Genomic DNA, 17810 nt, shown 5'->3' on the forward strand with positions numbered 1-17810 from the left:
GCTATTTGGGCAGCGCACGCGCCATGGCGCTTAGTGCCCCGCCACTGGCCTACTTTTGCACCGCCACGTGGCCGGTTTTGTCTCCGCCGTTGACACCTCAAGCCAGAAAGGCGGCCTTCCCCGTAGGCTTACGATTCCCCGGTGAAGAAGCCAGTCGCTAGCGAAAGGCCGCGCTCAGCCCCCCCGCATACGTTCAGGGCTGGGGAGGAACCATTGGGAGGGGGGATTGTGTCGGATCCGACCCGTTGCGGACGTTGAACGATGGGAGTGCCCAATCTTCAAAAACCGTCGTTCGTTGGCCGTCCAAAAGACCACATCATGCGCATCGAGTCTATTGATACAGGGAGTCATGCCTGAAGGGCGGGGCGAACTCCGAGCGCTTTCAATTGAGAGACTGATGATTTGACAATTTTCGGGCCATCACTCTATCTCGATCGCGAGACAGGAGGCGTCATCATCAAGTTTTTCGGCAGACAAAGCATCCTGAACCACCGCCCAGAAATCCTCAAACACAGAGTTCGACGCTGATAGATGGGCGATGCGTCCGCGCAGCAACTTGCCGTGGAAGCCGTCACTCGTCAGGAGAATGCGGTCGCCTGTCTGCACCCTGAATTCCTGTTCGTGCAGATCATACTCCCGCCCGGCCGACATGGCCGAGAGCAGGACGTTGCGGCGTGGGTAGCGCGCTGCCTGGTGCTTCGAGAGCGCTCCGTCGTCGAGCAGTTTTTGAACTTCTGTTTGATCCTTCGTTCTCGCCATGACCCCCTCGCCACGATAGTGAGAAATCCGGGTGTCGCCAACATGCCCGACTGTGGCTCGGTCACCGCATATACGAAGGACAGATAGCGTTGTGCTGATCGACTTCGAGGGGCCATGCTCGCGGGCAATCTCTGAAAACCTGCGCCGGATGCGGATAAACAAATCGGACATAGTTTCGCTGCCGTTGATCTCCTGCACGATCTCAAGACTTGTCCGCGCCGCAAGCCCACCTAGTGCTGACGAGCCAACACCGTCCGCAATCGCGCACCAAGTACAGCCGTCTGCCTCAAACGGAGGCAGAATGGCGTCCTGGTTCTCGCCCTTCGGACCTGCAATGCTGCACAACTTGAACTTCATACCGTGCCTGCGGCCAAGCCTTGAAGTGTCGGGTGAAGCTGATCCGGCTTCACGTTTATGGATTGTTCAATATGGCGCATGCGCGCCTCGAACGGAAAGTTCTTCGCGATCACATCCATTTTGATCCGCTCCGCGAGCGCAGGTTCGCACTCGTGCCCGGTCATGCGCATGAACTGCCATTCAACACGCCAGCGGTTGTGGCTAGTGCCAAGTTCCAGCATGGCGAGCGCGATCTTGGCCTTGAGGCTCAGATCACCGAGATCGAAAAACAGCTGCGCTTTATCCGAGATCACGTCGCAATAGTCGAAGTCAAATGCACCTGACACAGAATAGTCGGCATAAAGTTCACCGAGACCATGGAACATGTCGGGAGAACTGCCAAAAACTGAATTAATGTGATTGAGGGACAGTGCCCTCATTATATTTCTGTTCGACCGACCTTTGTCCGCATTATCGTCGATTAGGTTAAACGCTCGGTCCCACTCGTCATCAGTGAGGTTATCTTTCGCTTTCAGTACATCAATTACATCCGATTCCTCTTGGGAGAAGAATTGGATCGCAGTGTTATCGAGGACGTCGAAAAGTTCCTCGCGCAGAGCGGCAATTGAAGCATAACGCCGGCGCGGTTGCGCCTTCGTACACTTCTCAACAATCGGCTTCAATGCGCCTGCTACCGTCAACTCGGCATGGGGAATGCGACCAATACCGCCACTGAAAATATCGTGGAGTATCGCACCGAAGGAATAGATATCTGCTTGTTCTGTGGCGCGTCTGAAGTTGTTTGCACATTCTGGAGGGCGATACATGGGCGTTCCACCCGCCATGTTTGACCCAGTAAGGGTTGATGTCTGACCAACACCAGGTGTCGTGAGGCCGAAGTCGGAAATGCTGTATCGCACAGAGCCGTCTTGCTGCGGAAACTTCAAAACGTTCGCGGGCTTCAAGTCGCGGTGCCGCAACCCAAGATGATGCAGGGCCTCTAAACCGGCGAGAATATCGAACAGCGGTTTTTTCGGTGCACCTCCTAGCGTCCTATCCGCCTCAAGGTCGTCCTTCAAACTGCCAGCAGCGAGCGGCATCACAAACCAAGGTGGATTGGCAGTGAGTTCATGCGCAAAAACAGGCACTACGTTTGGGTGATCTACCATCTGCTGATAGCGGACCTCCCGTTCAAATCGCCGGATAAGCATAGCGTGATCTTGCTGCTGGAATGCTGCAGGGTTTAGGACTTTTAGAGCATAACTATCCCCGTCGTCGCCCAAAACTTCATGGACGATACCGAAACTGCCGCGGCCAAGTTCCTTGACGGGGGTGTAATTCATTTGGCCCTCGCGAACTCGCAAAGTGTTTCGGATGATGAACATACTTTAGCATTGCCCGCTGGCGTGTGGTAGTGCCATCGCCGCCTGGCGCGACAGCTGCCCGTCGCCCCATGACCGCCTGCCAGGGTGGCGCCGGATGCACGATTTGGCAGGAGTTTGCGCAGAGTGGTTCAAGACCTGAGAGCTTCGAAGAATGACCGCTTCAGCGGAGTCTTGCCGTTCGCTTTCCATAGGTCCGAATGCCCACAAACCGCTATTTTCGTCATATCCCTCCCAGCCCGTCATCAAACGTCGCGACCAACCCCAGCAGCTTGTCGATGATCCGCTCCGTAATCTTCTTGCGTTCCAGAATCTTTGGCTTTTGCTCCAACACATCGATGACAGCTTCCCGCAGCGGCGGCTTGCCGGTGAATTGGTAGTCTTCGACCAGACGCTGAAATGCCGCCGGTGCAATGCCCTCTTCTGCGCACACGGTCTCCATGGCCTTGACCCGCTCTTCGTTCCAGAAGGCCAGAAAGGTCTCTTCCACACTGGCGCCGCTGTCTTGTGCCCTCGGCATATGCTGTTCGATGAACCGCTCGATCAATTCACGCTTGCTGCGCAGCTGGGCCTCTGATCCAAGCATGTCCATCACCAGCTTGCGTTTGCGCGCGCTTTCATCACGCTGGGTGGCATCCAGGCTGTTGGCATCCCGCGATACCTCGGCCAGCAAGCCGAGGATGTAGGCGACGTTGATTTCGTCACGCTGGATCAACTCCAGTTCGAAATCGACCTCGTCGATGATCGACACGGCCTCGGTTTCCTTGGTCCGTTTTGTCCGATCATAGATGTCGAGGTACTTGCTCTTGTAGTCTTCGAACTTCTGCGGGTCGAGGGTCAGGTCGTCAGGACTGAACTGCGTGAAGCTGCCCAGCACGTTGCGGACGCGGATCAACTCGCGGAATGCTTGCACGAAGGCGAGCATTTCGCCCTCGGTTTGCAGGTCATTCACGCTGTCCACGTCCGGGGCGATTTCCAGCAGTTTGGCGACAGCCGCGTTGAACTGGGCAACATATTCCTCATAGGGAGCCATGAGGACGGTTTCGATGGCGTCCTTGTTGGAAAACAGCGTGATCGCCTCGTCCGTCTTTGCCTTCAGGTTCCGGAAGCAGACAATGTTGCCTTGGGATTTGACCTGACCGAGGACGCGGTTGGTCCGCGAAAACGCCTGGATCAGCCCGTGGAACCGCAGGTTCTTGTCGACGTAGAGCGTGTTCAGTTTCTTGGCATCGAACCCGGTCAGGAACATGTTGACCACCAAAAGGATGTCGACGCGGTCCTTGTCCTGGAAGTCGCGCCTCTCGCGCTCCTTCATCCGCTTGGCGATGTCCTTGTAATAGTTGTAAAAGCTGTGGCTGTCCTTCGTCGAATAGGCGGTCTGGTACATCGCGTTATAGTCGGCGATGAACCGGTCCAGCTTTTCGCGGGTGTGCACATTGACCGGCTTGTCCACGCCGATGTTGAAATCCGGATCGCCGATCATGCCGTCGGCATCGGCATCTTCTTCGTTGACCGTGTAGGTGAAGATCGTGGCCACGCGCAGATCGTGCTCGCCCGCATCGCGCCGACGCTTGAGGGCTTCGTAATAGGTGATCAGCGCATCGACCGAACTGACGCACAGCATCGCGCTGAACTGGCGGCTATGGGTCTTGCGATCATGGTTCTGGATGATCCAGTCGACGACACCGTTGATCCGGTCGGGGTGGTCGAAGAATTCCTTGATGTTGATGCCCGCGACCTCTTCGTCGATCAGGCTGCCATCCTTGCGCTTCAGCTTGCCCCAATACTCGACCGAAAAGCGCAAGACGTTCTCATCGCTGATCGCATCGGTGATGACGTATTTGTGCAAGCAGTCGCCGAACAGATCCTTGGTCGTCCGCTTGGCCATCGCGTTTTCGGCAAAGATCGGCGTGCCGGTGAAACCGAACATCTGCGCCCGGCTGAAGAACGCGACGATGCGCTTGTGGGTCTCGCCGAACTGCGAACGATGGCATTCGTCGAAGATGAACACGACCCGCTCGTCCTTCACCGCCTGCAGTGGGCCCTCGAACCTGTCGCGGGAAATCGCCGTGTTCAGCTTCTGGATCGTCGTGACGATCAGCTTGTGATCGCCTGCCAGCTGCTTGACCAGCGCACGGGTGTTGTCCGTGCCATCGACCGAACCATCGCTGAAATGGTTGAATTCCTTGGTCGTCTGATAATCCAGATCGCTGCGGTCGACGACGAAGACGACCTTATGCACCTTGGGGTTTTCGATCAGCACTTGTGCTGCCTTGAAGCTGGTCAGCGTCTTGCCTGAGCCGGTTGTATGCCAGATATAGCCATTCTTCCGCCCGGCCTTCACCCGCTCGACAATCGCCTCGACCGCGAAGTACTGATAGGGTCGCAGCACCATCAGCACCTTGTTGCTTTCGTGCAGGACGATGTATTTGCTGATCATTTTTGACGCATGGCACTTCTCGAGGAAGGCGTCGGCAAAGGCGTCTAGTTGGGTGATCAGCTTGTTTTCGACATCGGCCCAGAAGAAGGTCTGGTTGAAATCCTGATCGCGGTTGTTGGCATAGTACTTTGTGTTCACACCGTTCGAGATGACGAACAGCTGCACATACTGAAACAGCCCATGGTCCGACCAATAGGAATGGCGCTGGTAGCGGTTGACCTGATTGAAGGCCTCCTTCAGTTCCATGCCGCGGCGCTTCAGCTCCACCTGGATCAGCGGCAGTCCGTTGATCAGCAGCGTCACGTCATAGCGGTTCTTGTAGCTGCCGACTTGGGTGACCTGCGACGTGACCTGATACCGGTTGCGGCACCATTCTTCGGAATTCAGGAACTGGATGTAGACGGTCGTGCCGTCGTCGCGGGGCAGGGCCATGCGGTCGCGAAGGATCTTGGCTTTGTCGAAAACGTTGCCCTTGTCGAGGTGGTTCAGCACGCGGGTGAATTCGGCATCCGACAAGCTGACGCCGTTGTGTGCCTCTAGATTCGCTTTCAGGTTCGCGCGCAGCCCAGCGCCGTCGGTGATGGTCACAGGCTCCCAGCCAAGGCTGTGCAGCCTTTTGACCAGACCCGTCTCAAGCTGGGCTTCGGATTGGATCATCAAAAACGCCTTATGGTGAAATCGAATAGAAGGCAGACGCGGCCAGATCTTTGATCATGTCGATCCGGGTGCCGTCCCAGTGATAACTGATGTGCCGCCCCTGAACAGGCACCTCCATGACATCCGGGTAAAAGGCGGCAAAACAGGTGCTGCCGGGGTTGCGAACGGAAGGATAGACGATCCCGTTCGATCCGGCCGCCTTCATGCGGCGCGCGAACGCCTGTGACGCTGTATAGTCGTCGGGGTCCAGCAGCGCGGGAAACCCCGTACGAATGTCGGTCAGGTGCGCGTCGATGCGCCCGACCAATTCGCGTTTGTCGGCGATCCAGCCGGGCGTCTCATGCGTCATGGCACAAAATATCTGCGTGTGATGCACGGTCTCGAACAGTGCGGTCTCGAAGCTTTCGCCAGCGTAGAACGCGCCAAAGCTGCCATCGTGAAACCGCCCCGGATGATCGGGGCTGACATGGGTGAACGGTGCCATGACATAGGACGCGCCCGGCCCGCCGACCCGCCGACCGGGGGGCACCAGATCAAGGTTGCCGATGGTCTGGGCAAGCCGTGGGTTGGTTCTGCCCTCGCCCGCGCCGATCAGCAGCCAGTCGGCGGGGTCAGCGATATCCTCAAACAGATCAATCGGCGGATAGGCGGAATTGATTAGCCGATGATAGCGGTCCCATGTCACGCGGGCCAGCGGTGGCTCGGGCGGCGCTGCTACCACGGGCTGCGCATCGCATCGAGATAGCGGCGCACGCGCATGAGGTCGGTCAACTGCCCGCCCAGCATCACCTCAAGCGCCGGGGCCCCGCCAAAAGCGTCATTGGGCCGCTTGATCCAGCCGTAGCCGCGGGCAGGTTCCTTGAACAGCAGGCGCAGCGCCTTGTGGATGCCCATCAGGTTCGACAGGCGCGCGGCGGTGTCCACACCGGCGCGGCCCAGATCGCCCGCCTTCCAGCGCCGGAAGGTGCGCACCGAGATATCGCCCATCAGCACCGCAGCCTGATCGTCGGTGATCTGCCACCGTTCGGCGAGGTTGACGAATGCGCGCTGCATCGCCTGCACCTCGGCCGGGGTGAACTGCGGCACGGGTGGCACCGTGGGCTGTTCGATCAAATGAAGTTGTGGCATGGCGCTTTCTCCCGTGGCATATGGCAGTTATATGGCTAAATCCTGCAAAATGTCAAGGGTGCACCGCGCGGGTAGCGACTGCTACACGAACATCTGCTGCAACAGACCCTTCTTGAAGGTCTGGAGTTTGGCGACCTGATCCGCCACCGCCTGAATTTTGGCATCCATTGCCGAGAGGGCACCGGCGATTTTGGCTTGTTCGTCGGGGTGGGGAATCCAGAAGGTCAGTTTTTCAAGATTTCCCTTCGAAACCCCCAAAACAGAAATACCCTGCGCGATGCGAATGATCTGCTGACGCATTGGTGCGCTGCGCAACAGATAACCCGAGAACCCGACCACCAGAGAGCCGATTTTGGGGCGTGCAATGTAGGTGTGCAACCCCGCTACCAGCGAGCGTTCGCGCACCTCAACGATTTCGATGGCTTTGCCGATATCGGCATAGTCTTCGGATGCGTCTGCAATCACCACGTCACCGACACGGCAATATTCGTCATCGGTGAATGGCTTCAGGGTGCTGTTAGCCCCGACGAAAGGAACCGCCTCGAAGGACTGGCGAAAAAGCGGGCGGAATTTTGTGTGGATATCACCGTAGTGAATGTTCTGAACCTCTCCACCGTCATGGGTCAAGAACTCGCGCGACAGGCTGTTGGTTTTCACCCAGGTGAACACCTCCCCCAGCCGCTTCTCCTGCCAATCCGGAAAAGCTGACCCATCATCCCGCGTAAACCGAAGCTGCTGGCTGAACAGCTTTTGCATCAGCCCCGCCTTGAACCGCCCCAGCGCCGCCTGCCTGGCCGCCAGCGCCGCAAGTTTGGCATCCACCGCCCCCAGAAACCCCGCGATTTTTTGTTGTTCGGGGAGGGTGGGGAACCTGAGCGGAACCGCCTTCAACAGGCCAGTATCAAGCCGTCCCGTTCCGTGCCCCGCACTGTCCACCAATCGCTGAATGAACGACTTTCGCGCGATTAGTTGGTACGCAACGAACATTCCGTCATGTTCTGCGTCAACCACGAGCGCTTTGATGTCTTGGTTGAAGCACATCGGTTTGCGCAGAACCGCCACGGGAATGTCTTTGAAAAGAGTCATTCCACGAACCAAGATGACAATTGCCCCTTGTGGAGCGCATTTCAGTGTTCTTGCTCCCGCTGCCGTAAGTCGCAACCCCGTCTCTTCGAGGTGAGTGGTCTTGAGGTCGCGCGCAGTCACCCACGGAACGTCGCCACCCCAATAGTCTTCCCGGTCCTTCGACGGCGTGCCACCAGACAGAAACTCGCAGATATCGCCAAGTTCTTTTGTCTTATAAGCCTGTGATGCAAGGCTCATACTGGCGCCTCCAGCCCCAGTTCGGCGCAAAAGCCGCGAATGGCTTCGTCGAGCGCCGCCATGTTGCCGTCGATGCTGCGCAGTTCCGCCGCCACGGTGGCCAGATCAATCTCGGCCTCGGCCTCAAACGTGTCCACATAACGCGGGATGTTCAGGTTGTAGTCGTTTTCCTCAATCTCGGCGGGCAAAGCGCGGTGGCTGAACCGGTCCTCTGTCGTGCGCCCGCGATAGGCGGCAACGATGCGGCCCACATCGCAGTCACGCAGGACATTCTGGTTCTTGGCCTTCCCAAAACAGCCCGAGGCATCGACAAACAACACATCCTCGGTTTCGCGGCATTTCTTGAACACCAGAATACAGGTGGGAATGGTGGTGCCGTAAAAGATGTTGGCAGGCAGGCCGATGACGGCATCCAGCCAGTTGCGATCCTTGATCAGGTATTGCCGGATATGCCCCTCGGCCCCGCCACGGAACAGCGCGCCATGCGGCAGGATCACCGCCATGGTGCCGTTGTCATCCAGGTGATGCAGCATGTGCTGGACAAAGGCAAAGTCGGCCTTCGATGCCGGGGCCAGCTTGCCATATTGGCTGAACCGGTCGTCCGACAGCAGCAGTGGGTTGGACGACCAGTTGGCGCTGAACGGCGGGTTGGCCACCACTGCCTCGAAACGCATGCCTTCATGCTGGGGGTGTTCCAGCGTGTCTTCCTGCTTCAGGTCGAAATTGCGATAATGCACCCCGTGCAGGATCATGTTCATGCGGGCGAGGTTGTAGGTGGTGCGGTTCATCTCCTGCCCGAAGAACTCGGAAACTTCCGCCTCCTTCGCCACGCGAAGCAACAGGGAACCCGACCCGCAGGCCGGATCATAGACCGATTTCAGCCGCGTTTTGCCAGTGGCGACGATACGTGCGAGGATGGTGGAGACCTGCTGGGGTGTGTAGAACTCACCCGCTTTCTTGCCCGCGCCGCTGGCGAACTGCCCGATGAGGTATTCATAGGCGTCGCCAAGCACATCGCTGTCGGCCTGATCTAGTTGGAAATCAATCTCGTCCAGATGCGTCAGGACGCGCGCGATCAGGGTATTCTTGGCCTCTTCGGTGCGTCCCAGCTTGGTGGACGTCAGGTCAAGGTCTTCGAACAGGTTGTCGAAATCATCCTCGGACTCTGTGCCCATGGTGGACCGCTGGATATTGTTCAGGATCTTGGTCAGGTCAGCCAGGATGAACTGGCCCGGCTTTGATCCGCGTTTGGCGATCTGGCTGAACAGCTCGGACGGGCGCAGGAAATAGCCCAACGCATCGACGGATGCCTCGCTGACGGCATCAAGGATCGCGCGGCCGTCCGGCGTGGCCTCATTGACCGACAGGTAATCGATGCCGTCCTGTTTCAGTACCTCGTTGGCATAAAGGTGCATGCGCTCGGACAGGTATTTGAAGAAGATGAACCCCAGGATGTAATCGCGAAATTCGTCGGCGTTCATCTTGCCGCGCAGGGTGTTGGCAATGTCCCAGAGCTTTTGTTCGAGTTTCTTCTTCTGCTCTTCGGTCATTTGGCACGTCCCCGACTGGTTTATAGGCAAGTTTGCGCGACAAGCCCGCAAGGGGAAGGCGAAAATTGCAATGCTTCGCCTATGCTTACAACGCAAGGCTGCTTCGCGCCAGCCACGGCCGCACCTTCGGCATCACCCCCGTCACCTCCACCTCCCGCATCATCCCGCCCTCCACCAACCCATCCCGCACCCAATCCAGTGCCTTCCACCAATCCTCATAGCCGCGCCGGGCGGAGGCGATCTGTTCCGGATGCGGTCGCCAGGTGACCGGGCAGGCCAGCACCTCGACGCTGCGCCAGCGCCCGCGATGCAGCACGCGCTCGACACCAACCACTTCGGTCACCGCGCGCACGCCGTGCTGGTTCTCACGCGTGTCACGTGGCACGCAGCGCGGCACGGCGCCGGGCATCCAGTCGGGGGTCAGGCCAGCCCGCGCCAGTTCCGCAACCCGGATCGCCATACGGATGCCACCGAGGCTGTCTGGGATCCCAGCGACGGTGGCGGCGATCACCTCGGCATCGGGATGAGTATAACTGCCCATCTTGTGCTGACCGCCGTCGACCTTGCAGCCCAGCGCTGCACGCTGAAGCAGGACGTATTCGAGGCCAAAGCCGAAGCCCTCCTCTGCAACATCTTGCGGTGGCGGCAATTCCAGCTGCGCCTTTTCCACCCGGAACGCCCATTCCAGCGCCGCCTGCACGCCCAGCGCGCGTTTTGCTTTCGTGCCGTCCGAACGCCCAATCCTCCCCTGCATGCTCATGGCAGCCTCCCTTCAAAGAGGCCCATCTGCGCTGGGCGATCCGGTTCCTCGCTCGGCCGCCAGATCCACGGGCCGGAGGCCATGGGCAGCTGCGAGAGTGCGCCACGCATGTGCTGCTGCCAGAGGGTGAACGCCGTTGCCGAGCAGGCGCAGAGCGCGTGCCCGATGGGCCAGCCCATCAGCCATCCGACGAAGAGCGGGTTCAGCCGCCGCCGCGTGCGAGCTTTCAGGATCCGCCGCGAGACGGCCCGCCCATGCGAGGCAATCATCGAAGCCCAGAGCGGGCGCGAGATCGGGGCGTGTGGCGAGGACCGCTGCCCACGTCTCGTGCTCACCGGGTCCGGGCGGGTGAAGCCCTGCTCCGCCCGGTAATGCAGGATGTCCATCCGGGACTTGCCATCCGCCCGGATGACGCTGGCCTCGCTCGATCCCTTCCAGTTCTGCGCCGCCGGTGTCGGCCACTGCAGCGCCTGCGCGCTGGGCTTCGGCTCGCCCCGGCTGTTGATCTTGCCACGCAGCCGATCCACCTGGTCGTCCGCCACCGGCGTTTGCCATTGCGCCGCCTGCGCGGGCAGGGGCGGCATCCCGCCCGAGCCATAGCTCTGGCCCGGCCCACCCTTCGCGCCGTCCGTCGCTTTCGGCGTCGACCAGCTGGTGATGCCCGACGCCAGTGCTTCGGCTTTCCGGGTAAAGTCGCTGTTCCCGGCCGGGTTGTAGCGGGTCGTGCCGGGATGCAGGCTCATCGGTGTGGGCCAGGATGAAGATGCGCAGCCGCTGGTGCGGCGCACCGACTTCTGCCGCTGAGAACAGACCCGCCGCAGGCGTGTAGCCCAGACCCCAAAGCTCTCGCAGGACGGTTTCAAGGCCGAGGGTGACGTGGCCGGGGACGTTTTCGAGGAACACCCATTGGGGGCGGCACTCATCGATGACACGGGCGACATCAGGCCAGAGGTGACGGGGATCATCGGCACCGCCGCGCTTTCCAGCGGCGCTGAACGGTTGGCAGGGATATCCCGCGAGGACGGTATCGAATGCACCGCGGAAGGGCCGGGCTTTGAGGCTGCGCAGATCATCCCAGATTGGGGCTGGTGCGAAATACCCGGCGCGCTGGGCCGCGATGAGGACGGTTCGCGGCCAGTCCTCCCACTCGACGAAGGCGCGGGTGTGATATCCCGGCTCGGCGAGCATGAGGCCCATATCCAGGCCTCCGCCGCCTGCGCAGAGGGATAGTCCGTGCCGGGGACGTGACACCATGCCATTCACGCCACCACGCGCTGGCTGAGGCGTTCGGGCGTGACCAGCCCACGTGCCAGCATCAATCCGCACATGGCGGTGCTGATCATGCCCTTGGGCAGGTATTCGTCGGAGTTGACCTTGGCGGCATAGAACGCCGCCAGCGCATCCGGGCTGGGCGGGGGCGCTGCATCTGACTTGCGCCGCCGCTTGGCCTTTGTGCCCTTCGCATTCGCGATGGTCGCCTGCGCATCGCGCCGGGCTGCACGCTCCATGAACCGGTCGAGGGCTTTGGGGCCATCGGGCGGGTTGGGATGATTGGCTCGGGTCTCGATGGCGATCTCGATGATCCGATCATTGGACAGCCCGAGATCATCAATCCAGCGGCGAACATGGGTTTGCGCTGGCCAGCCCTGCCACCAGGCGGGCAGGGTGGCATTGGCGGCGAAGCCCAGCGCTTGCAGCAGCTCTGCGAAGAACCGATCAAAATCGGCATCGCGCGCAGCCGCGTCCTCCTCCTCCTTTACTGGTTCCCTTAAAGGTTCTCTTACAAGGTTAGTCTCCGGATTCCGGAGATGGCTTTGGCCAAAATCCGGAGATGGCTTTGCTGGAAATCCGGAGATGGCTCCATGTCCGGAATCCGGAGCTGGGTCATCGTCCTGTTCTTCCTCCGTTCCCAAAAGCCCGTCTCCGATTTCCGGAGTTGGTTCTTGTGGAAAGCCATCCTCGAACCCCAGGATGTAGCGTGTGGCCTGCCGCTTGTGGGTACGCGGATCATGGGTACGGACCCGGTGGATCAGTCGCAAATCCTCGAGTCGGGCGAGATGGTCGTTCAGCGCCGAGACCGACATTTCCGCATCATCGGCCAGCCGCGCCTGCGTCGGGAAACACCCGAAGTCCGGGTTGTGCCGATCGCAGAGAAACCAGAGCACGATCTTGGTGGCGGGCTTCAGCCCGCGTTGCTGGATGGCCCAGACAGTTGCCTTGTGGCTCATGGTGCAGCCCTCCGCGACGGGAGCTGCGCGCGGCTGGTGAAGCCGTTGTCCGCCAGCGCGCCCAGCGCATCGTCGACCGAGCGCACCAGCGCCCAGCCAAAGCCCTGCGCCAGCACTGCATTGCGGAAGGTCTCCTGCGTCGGGCGCAGCCGTCCTTTCGGGGCTTTCAGCTCGAGGAACAGCACGCGGCCATCGCACAGGATCATCAGATCGGCGAAACCGGCATGGACGCCCATGCCGACGAGGATCGCCTGGCGTTTCGCACCACGCGGCCCGGCCTCGGTCACCTCATTGGCGCAGTGATGCACGATGGCATCGCGGGGCAGGGCAATGCGCAGCGCCTGCACAACGGCGCGCTGCAGATCGGCCTCGGGTGTGCCGCGCCGGGTCATCGCGTCACCTCCGGATTTCGCTGGTCATCGCCGCCCCGCCCTGGGATCTTGGCCTCAAGCACGACCAGCAGGATGCGCGCGTCCTCACGCTCCTCGTGGGTTTCGCCATGCTGGACGAGCACGTTGCAGGCGAGCCGGATCAGATGGTCCGAATGGTGCACCACATCGGCCACGACCATCCGCGCCTCGCGCCGCCGCTCCTCGATCCACTCGGCGCGCGTCTCATCGCCCGTCTGACGCTTGCGAAAGGGGAAGGGCGCGGTCATCGCCGACCCCGCGACGGTGCCTTGCGTGATTGTTCTCTGGTCTCAAGCCAGCTGCGCACGGTGCTGCGCCGGTAATAGACCTTCCGCCCCAGCTTGATGCTCTGCGGACCGGTGCGCTTTGCATCCCAGCGCCACAGCGTGTCCTCGGACACCCCGAGGCTGATCGCCAGATCATGCCGACTGATCCAGTCCTCCAACAGGCCCATGTCGGGCCCTTCATGGCGGCTGTCCTGCGTATCCAACATCTGTGATTCCTTCCCCTTTTGCGCCCGATTGCGGGCGATTGCGTCATGGGGTGCAGGGGAGCAGAGGAGGGGGGGTGGCAGGGTGGCATAAACCGGCGTATTCATCGCGCCATTTGTGCCACCCCTTGTTTTATTGATGTTTTCTCACGTTCACCAATTTTTGTAGAGGCGAATACTTCTTGAGCCTTATCAACCAAGGATTGCAAAGCCACGGTGGGTTCGGGAGTCCCTCGGCATGTCTGGAATCACTGCCGCGCGCGCGCCCCACATGAAAACTTTGAAAAGGACGAAGCGATGGCGTTACCACCCCGTGTATTCTGGGCTTTGGAGGATCTGGCCGTGCGTTGGGGATGCGCTCCTGCCGATATTGTGGGATGGGCAACCGAAGGAATAATTGAAATTGTTACCAGCATCGGGAAGGTGCAGTGCAGTGGAACCGAGCCGCAGGTTGGACTGATGGTGGTCTGCGCGGAGGATGTCATGCCGTTGTTTCGGGGCAATCGCTCAGATCCCAGGACCTGCATGATCTGGCGCATCCGGCCGCAGGGCACCGGCACATGGAAGATCATCACCGATCCCGCCCAAGGTGCGACGATCGAACTGGAGGATCTTCTGGTGACGGCCAAAACTGCCCAGCGCTTTGAAGATGAGTACGATCCGCTGCACCGTGTTCATGTCAGCCCCGGGCGTTCGTCACGGCACGAGTGGGAGGGGATGCTCCAGGCTCTGATGATCAGGTTGTTCGAACACGGGTTGCCGGAATCGCAGGCCGAGCTTGTGGCGGAAGGCCAGGACTGGTTTGTGGCAAACTCCAGGGATGGGTCTGTTCCGGATGAAAGCCAGATCCGTCGAAAACTCAGCCCGATCTGGCGGGCATTGAAGAAACCCCAGTAACGGCGTTGATCATTGTTCAGGGCGAGATCAGCGCCCGCCCTGAACAATGCGCAGCTGCGGTTTCATCATCTCCGCGACCGCATTCACTCCATCCCGCAATGGCGAGTCCATCATATGCGCATAGCGTTGCGTAGTGCGCATCTGCGAATGCCCCAGCAGCTTGCCGATCATCTCCAACGACGCGCCCCCGCTGACCAGCAGGGAAGCGAAGGTATGGCGCAGGTCATGGATGCGCACGCCCGTAATCCCGGCCTCGGTCTGGATCTGACGCCAGAAGCGGCGGATTTCCTTGACCGGCTGGCCGGGCACATCACCGGGAAACAGCCACGGACAATCCCGATGCACAGCCGTTTGCCTCTGGCGCACGATGGCGGCCACATCCGGCGAAATCGGAAGACGATGGATCTTGCGCTGCTTGGTGGTGGTCGCGGGCTTCGACCATGTGGCGAACTCGAGATTGAACTGCTCGAACCGCGCGCAGCGCACCTCGCCAAGGCGGGCGCCTGTCAACATGCACATGCGGATGATGTTGGCGGCGCGCTGGTCGTCGGCCGTGCCCAGCGCCTTGGCCAGACGATCAATCTCATCCATGCTGAGATAGCGCTCGCGCTCTGTCTCGATGCGCCGGTAAAACCCCATCGCCGGGTTGTCGGGACGCATTTTCCACTGGACGGCAAGGTTGAACATCTTGCGCAAGACCTCGCCGGTTCGGTTGGCACGGATCGGGGTTGGTTTGGATCCCTGCAGCTTGCGCGCGCGATTGATGGGTTTGGACTTGGACGGGCGGGCGCGGCCCTTGGCCACTTGGGCAAGCAATCTGTCGACATCATCGAGCGTGACTTCCTCGACCAGCTTGTGCTTCCAGACTGGCTGGACCAGTTTGCGCAGCATGGAAATCTGGTCGGTGCGATTGGTCGGGGCAAGATTGGGCAGGTGGGTTTCGATATAGCGGTCGATCAGATCGGGGATGCGGGGGGCCGTCATCCCGGTTTCGCGCTCGCCCAGTGGATCACCGCCATCGTCTATGATGCGGCGCAGGGCCTTGGCCTGTTCGCGCGCGGCGGTGACCGTCCATTCAGGCCACCTGCCGATGGTGAAGCGGCGCTGGCGGCCTTTGACCCGGTAATCCAGTGTGAAATTCCGGCTGCCGGATGTAAAGACGCGCAGAGAAAATCCCCGCACATCCTCGTCAAAGACCTGGTAGATGCCCGCGCGAGGCTCGGCCGCCCTGACCAGTTTTTCGGTCAGCTTTTCCCTTTGCGCCATGATGAACCACCTCCGTGCTGACGTGACACAGGCGTGATCCGCGCTGCAGTTCAACTCAAACATCGACCGAAGGGGTGGCAGGGTGGCATAAACCGGCAAATGGAAATGAGGGCTCGTGCCGGTCCCTTTTTGTTCTGCGGTGGTAGGTGGGATCGGTGTCGACTTTCCTAGGCTGACAAGGGGCTGCTTCGAGCCCACTGTTGCCATTTCCGTTGACACAGATGCTGCGGGGGCAGTCGACCGGTCTCAGCCTTGTGTGGACGTTCCTCATCCAGCGCGCTCCGAGACGCAGAACTATCAAAGAAGCTACAAGAAGCCAATCTACCGCCAGCTGACCTGCCGGTTCCAATCGACCCACTGCGGCTGAGAGCGGACCCAAGAGAACAGAAACCTCTCGGCGTTCTGCCGCAGTTCCTTATCCGCCAGCCTCGGATCAATCGAAACCGGGTAAAATTCAAACCCTACGGTTCCCGTTCGTTTTGCCGCCATCGCAATCGGAAGGGTGCGGCGAAGCTGTTCGGGCGGGGCAGTTCCGGCATGCATGCTCTTGAACCAGCGAATATCGTGGCGAATTTTGCCGCGGATGCTCCGTCCCGTTTCGCCAATCCGAACCCCACGCTCCGGCCAGTAGATTTCAGCGTAAAGGCCGGGCTTGGCAGGCAGAAGATCTGGTGAACGACTACGACCCATAAGCCAGGATACATTCAGGCGCAGCCCTTCGTAGTCCAAAAACTCAACGGCGTTGCTGTGGGCATTCATTTTATTTCTCCTTTGATTTGGTTGAACTTGTTTTGCTCGAACTGTGCCTTTTCTTCTGGCGACACGGCCTTGCGGAGGAAGGCGACCCGTTCCGCCGTTCTGGCATCCTCCCGCAATTCGTTAGGAATGTCAGAGACACGGACCAGACCCGAGTGCAGGGCGTATGCCGCGACCGGGTCACCACCGGACAAGTCATTTAGCCAGGCAAGATGGATACGCCACACGGGGAGCGGCTCTAACAACTGCGTTTCAAGTTCCGCAGCGTCAACTGTGGGGCTTTTCAGCTTTTCAGCTTGTTCAGCGAGAAAGGCTGTGAAGGGGTGATCTTCCACTTCAGGCCATTCTTCAACGTCCCGGAGCATCTTGCCGAGCACATCATCGGCGACGACAGAAGCCTCTTCTGCATCAAGCCGCGCACTGACCTCGCCAAAGGGATCACCGTCCTTCCCAAGATGCGAGGCCATCCCTTCGCGCAGTCGAGTGAGGTTTGATCTGGCCGCACTTAGCTTTTCACGGCGATCAAGCATGCTCATTTCTGCCAGAAGCGTGAACATCCACGGCGCAGCCGCTACCAGTTCGTCAACAGACACCCCGTAGCGATCCTGGATCATCTGGAAGTCGAGGCTTGTTCCGGACGTGACGAAGGTCATGACACGCTGCATCCCCCCACCAAGTTCATTGATGTCGTCATCGGAAGGCGGGGCTGACAGGACTTCGGCATCCACTTTCAGGGCGCGCGCCAGATTGCGGATTGTGTGAACCCTGTTTCCCGTCTCGGCTTCGCCCGCCTCAAGGCGCGCGATCGTCCGTTTCGAGATTTTAGCGCGGTCCGCCAGATCCTGCTGAGAGAAGCCTGAGCGGCGGCGAAGCTTAACTAATGTCTCTGAATTTATTGTCATTGTGTAACCTCCATGGCACTTTCAACCAAAGTGACACCATTTAATGATGTAATAAAGAGACACTTTGGTGTATTTGGCATACATTATTATGCAAAATTTGCCCTGCAGAGCTTCGAATGTCACCGGGGACCGGCATGATCGTGCGATTTTGCGCCAGCGAGAGCGCCATATGGCATCGTGCGGTGACACACAGCCTCTCGGGTAGACCCAGCAGTATGAGGTCGTTTTCTGGTTCGCTTTCTGTGCATTGCCGCCGTTCACGTCTGCGCACGCTGCATAGCAGCAAAACGGTATATCGTCCGCACAGCGGCAGCAGAAATTGCGCGTTTGCTGCGAGATGAGCGATCAGGATGGGCCATAATCGCATTGGGTCGAGTCAACGCTGAGTCAACGGACATATGCGGTTTTGGGCATACCCAGCGCGGTTGAGCGCAGGTGAATGTTGTCGGTTGCCGAGAAACAAAATGCGTGAGAACAAAGGCTTATCGACTAAGCCGTTGGTTTTTATAAGCTATTGGAATCGCAG

General features: G+C 59.7%; 17 protein-coding genes and 1 pseudogene. 1 reads left to right on the forward strand and 17 read right to left on the reverse strand.

All coding sequences use genetic code 11. The annotated features are described in order from the left end of the window. Positions 1 to 420: 420 nt before the first annotated feature. The 14 genes and pseudogenes from ABIE57_RS15720 to ABIE57_RS15785 form a co-directional block, all read right to left on the reverse strand. On the reverse strand, positions 421 to 1116 hold the full coding sequence (locus ABIE57_RS15720; protein WP_354539976.1) for a PP2C family protein-serine/threonine phosphatase: 696 nt from the start codon (positions 1114 to 1116) through the stop codon (positions 421 to 423). Continuing rightward, entirely contained in the window at positions 1113 to 2438 is a 1326-nt protein-coding gene (locus tag ABIE57_RS15725) for a serine/threonine-protein kinase (RefSeq protein ID WP_354539977.1), read from the reverse strand. The genes ABIE57_RS15720 and ABIE57_RS15725 overlap by 4 nt, the downstream gene beginning before the upstream one ends. 262 nt (positions 2439 to 2700) lie before the next feature. Further along, positions 2701 to 5574 carry a type I restriction endonuclease subunit R gene (locus ABIE57_RS15730; protein WP_354539978.1) on the reverse strand — a complete coding sequence of 958 codons (2874 nt, stop codon included), beginning with the start codon at positions 5572 to 5574 and terminating at the stop codon, positions 2701 to 2703. A 10-nt stretch (positions 5575 to 5584) separates the two neighbouring features. Further along, positions 5585 to 6295, reverse strand: a complete 711-nt coding sequence (locus ABIE57_RS15735; RefSeq protein ID WP_354539979.1) for an RES family NAD+ phosphorylase — start codon at positions 6293 to 6295, stop codon at positions 5585 to 5587. Further along, positions 6289 to 6702, reverse strand: a complete 414-nt coding sequence (locus ABIE57_RS15740) for an antitoxin Xre/MbcA/ParS toxin-binding domain-containing protein (protein WP_354539980.1) — start codon at positions 6700 to 6702, stop codon at positions 6289 to 6291. The genes ABIE57_RS15735 and ABIE57_RS15740 overlap by 7 nt, the downstream gene beginning before the upstream one ends. Before the next feature lie 81 nt (positions 6703 to 6783). Then, on the reverse strand, positions 6784 to 8025 hold the full coding sequence (locus ABIE57_RS15745) for a restriction endonuclease subunit S (RefSeq protein ID WP_354539981.1): 1242 nt from the start codon (positions 8023 to 8025) through the stop codon (positions 6784 to 6786). Further along, positions 8022 to 9575, reverse strand: a complete 1554-nt coding sequence (locus ABIE57_RS15750) for a type I restriction-modification system subunit M (RefSeq protein WP_354539982.1) — start codon at positions 9573 to 9575, stop codon at positions 8022 to 8024. Before ABIE57_RS15750 ends, ABIE57_RS15745 begins: the two co-directional genes overlap by 4 nt. 85 nt (positions 9576 to 9660) lie before the next feature. Further along, complete coding sequence (locus tag ABIE57_RS15755) at positions 9661 to 10335, reverse strand: hypothetical protein (protein WP_354539983.1); 675 nt, start codon at positions 10333 to 10335, stop codon at positions 9661 to 9663. Beyond that, positions 10332 to 11078: a DNA methyltransferase gene (locus ABIE57_RS15760; RefSeq protein WP_354539984.1), complete on the reverse strand. Its 747-nt coding sequence runs from the start codon at positions 11076 to 11078 to the stop codon at positions 10332 to 10334. The genes ABIE57_RS15755 and ABIE57_RS15760 overlap by 4 nt, the downstream gene beginning before the upstream one ends. A gap of 22 nt (positions 11079 to 11100) precedes the next feature. After that, positions 11101 to 11589: pseudogene (locus ABIE57_RS15765) on the reverse strand (DNA cytosine methyltransferase); the annotation flags it as partial. Between the two features lie 5 nt (positions 11590 to 11594). Further along, a complete protein-coding gene (locus tag ABIE57_RS15770) occupies positions 11595 to 12563 on the reverse strand; it encodes a helix-turn-helix domain-containing protein (RefSeq protein ID WP_354539985.1) in 969 nt (322 codons plus the stop codon). Continuing rightward, positions 12560 to 12955 carry a VRR-NUC domain-containing protein gene (locus ABIE57_RS15775; protein WP_354539986.1) on the reverse strand — a complete coding sequence of 132 codons (396 nt, stop codon included), beginning with the start codon at positions 12953 to 12955 and terminating at the stop codon, positions 12560 to 12562. Before ABIE57_RS15775 ends, ABIE57_RS15770 begins: the two co-directional genes overlap by 4 nt. Next, positions 12952 to 13221 carry a hypothetical protein gene (locus tag ABIE57_RS15780; RefSeq protein WP_354539987.1) on the reverse strand — a complete coding sequence of 90 codons (270 nt, stop codon included), beginning with the start codon at positions 13219 to 13221 and terminating at the stop codon, positions 12952 to 12954. The genes ABIE57_RS15775 and ABIE57_RS15780 overlap by 4 nt, the downstream gene beginning before the upstream one ends. After that, a complete protein-coding gene (locus ABIE57_RS15785; protein WP_354539988.1) occupies positions 13218 to 13466 on the reverse strand; it encodes a helix-turn-helix transcriptional regulator in 249 nt (82 codons plus the stop codon). Before ABIE57_RS15785 ends, ABIE57_RS15780 begins: the two co-directional genes overlap by 4 nt. A 294-nt stretch (positions 13467 to 13760) precedes the next feature. Between ABIE57_RS15785 and ABIE57_RS15790 the strand changes: the two genes are divergently transcribed. Then, positions 13761 to 14360, forward strand: a complete 600-nt coding sequence (locus tag ABIE57_RS15790; RefSeq protein WP_354539989.1) for a hypothetical protein — start codon at positions 13761 to 13763, stop codon at positions 14358 to 14360. Positions 14361 to 14387: 27 nt separating this feature from the next. On the opposite strand, the gene ABIE57_RS15795 is transcribed toward ABIE57_RS15790, so the two are convergent. From ABIE57_RS15795 to ABIE57_RS15805, 3 genes are all read right to left on the reverse strand, one after another. After that, a complete protein-coding gene (locus ABIE57_RS15795; protein ID WP_354540066.1) occupies positions 14388 to 15626 on the reverse strand; it encodes a tyrosine-type recombinase/integrase in 1239 nt (412 codons plus the stop codon). Between the two features lie 321 nt (positions 15627 to 15947). Further along, positions 15948 to 16385, reverse strand: a complete 438-nt coding sequence (locus ABIE57_RS15800) for a hypothetical protein (protein WP_354539990.1) — start codon at positions 16383 to 16385, stop codon at positions 15948 to 15950. Next, the gene (locus ABIE57_RS15805) at positions 16382 to 17284 is read right to left on the reverse strand and encodes a helix-turn-helix domain-containing protein (RefSeq protein WP_354539991.1); all 903 of its coding nucleotides are present in this window, start codon (positions 17282 to 17284) and stop codon (positions 16382 to 16384) included. Before ABIE57_RS15805 ends, ABIE57_RS15800 begins: the two co-directional genes overlap by 4 nt. Positions 17285 to 17810: the final 526 nt, after the last annotated feature.

Source organism: Roseovarius sp. MBR-6, assembly GCF_040547525.1.
Lineage (GTDB): Bacteria > Pseudomonadota > Alphaproteobacteria > Rhodobacterales > Rhodobacteraceae > Roseovarius.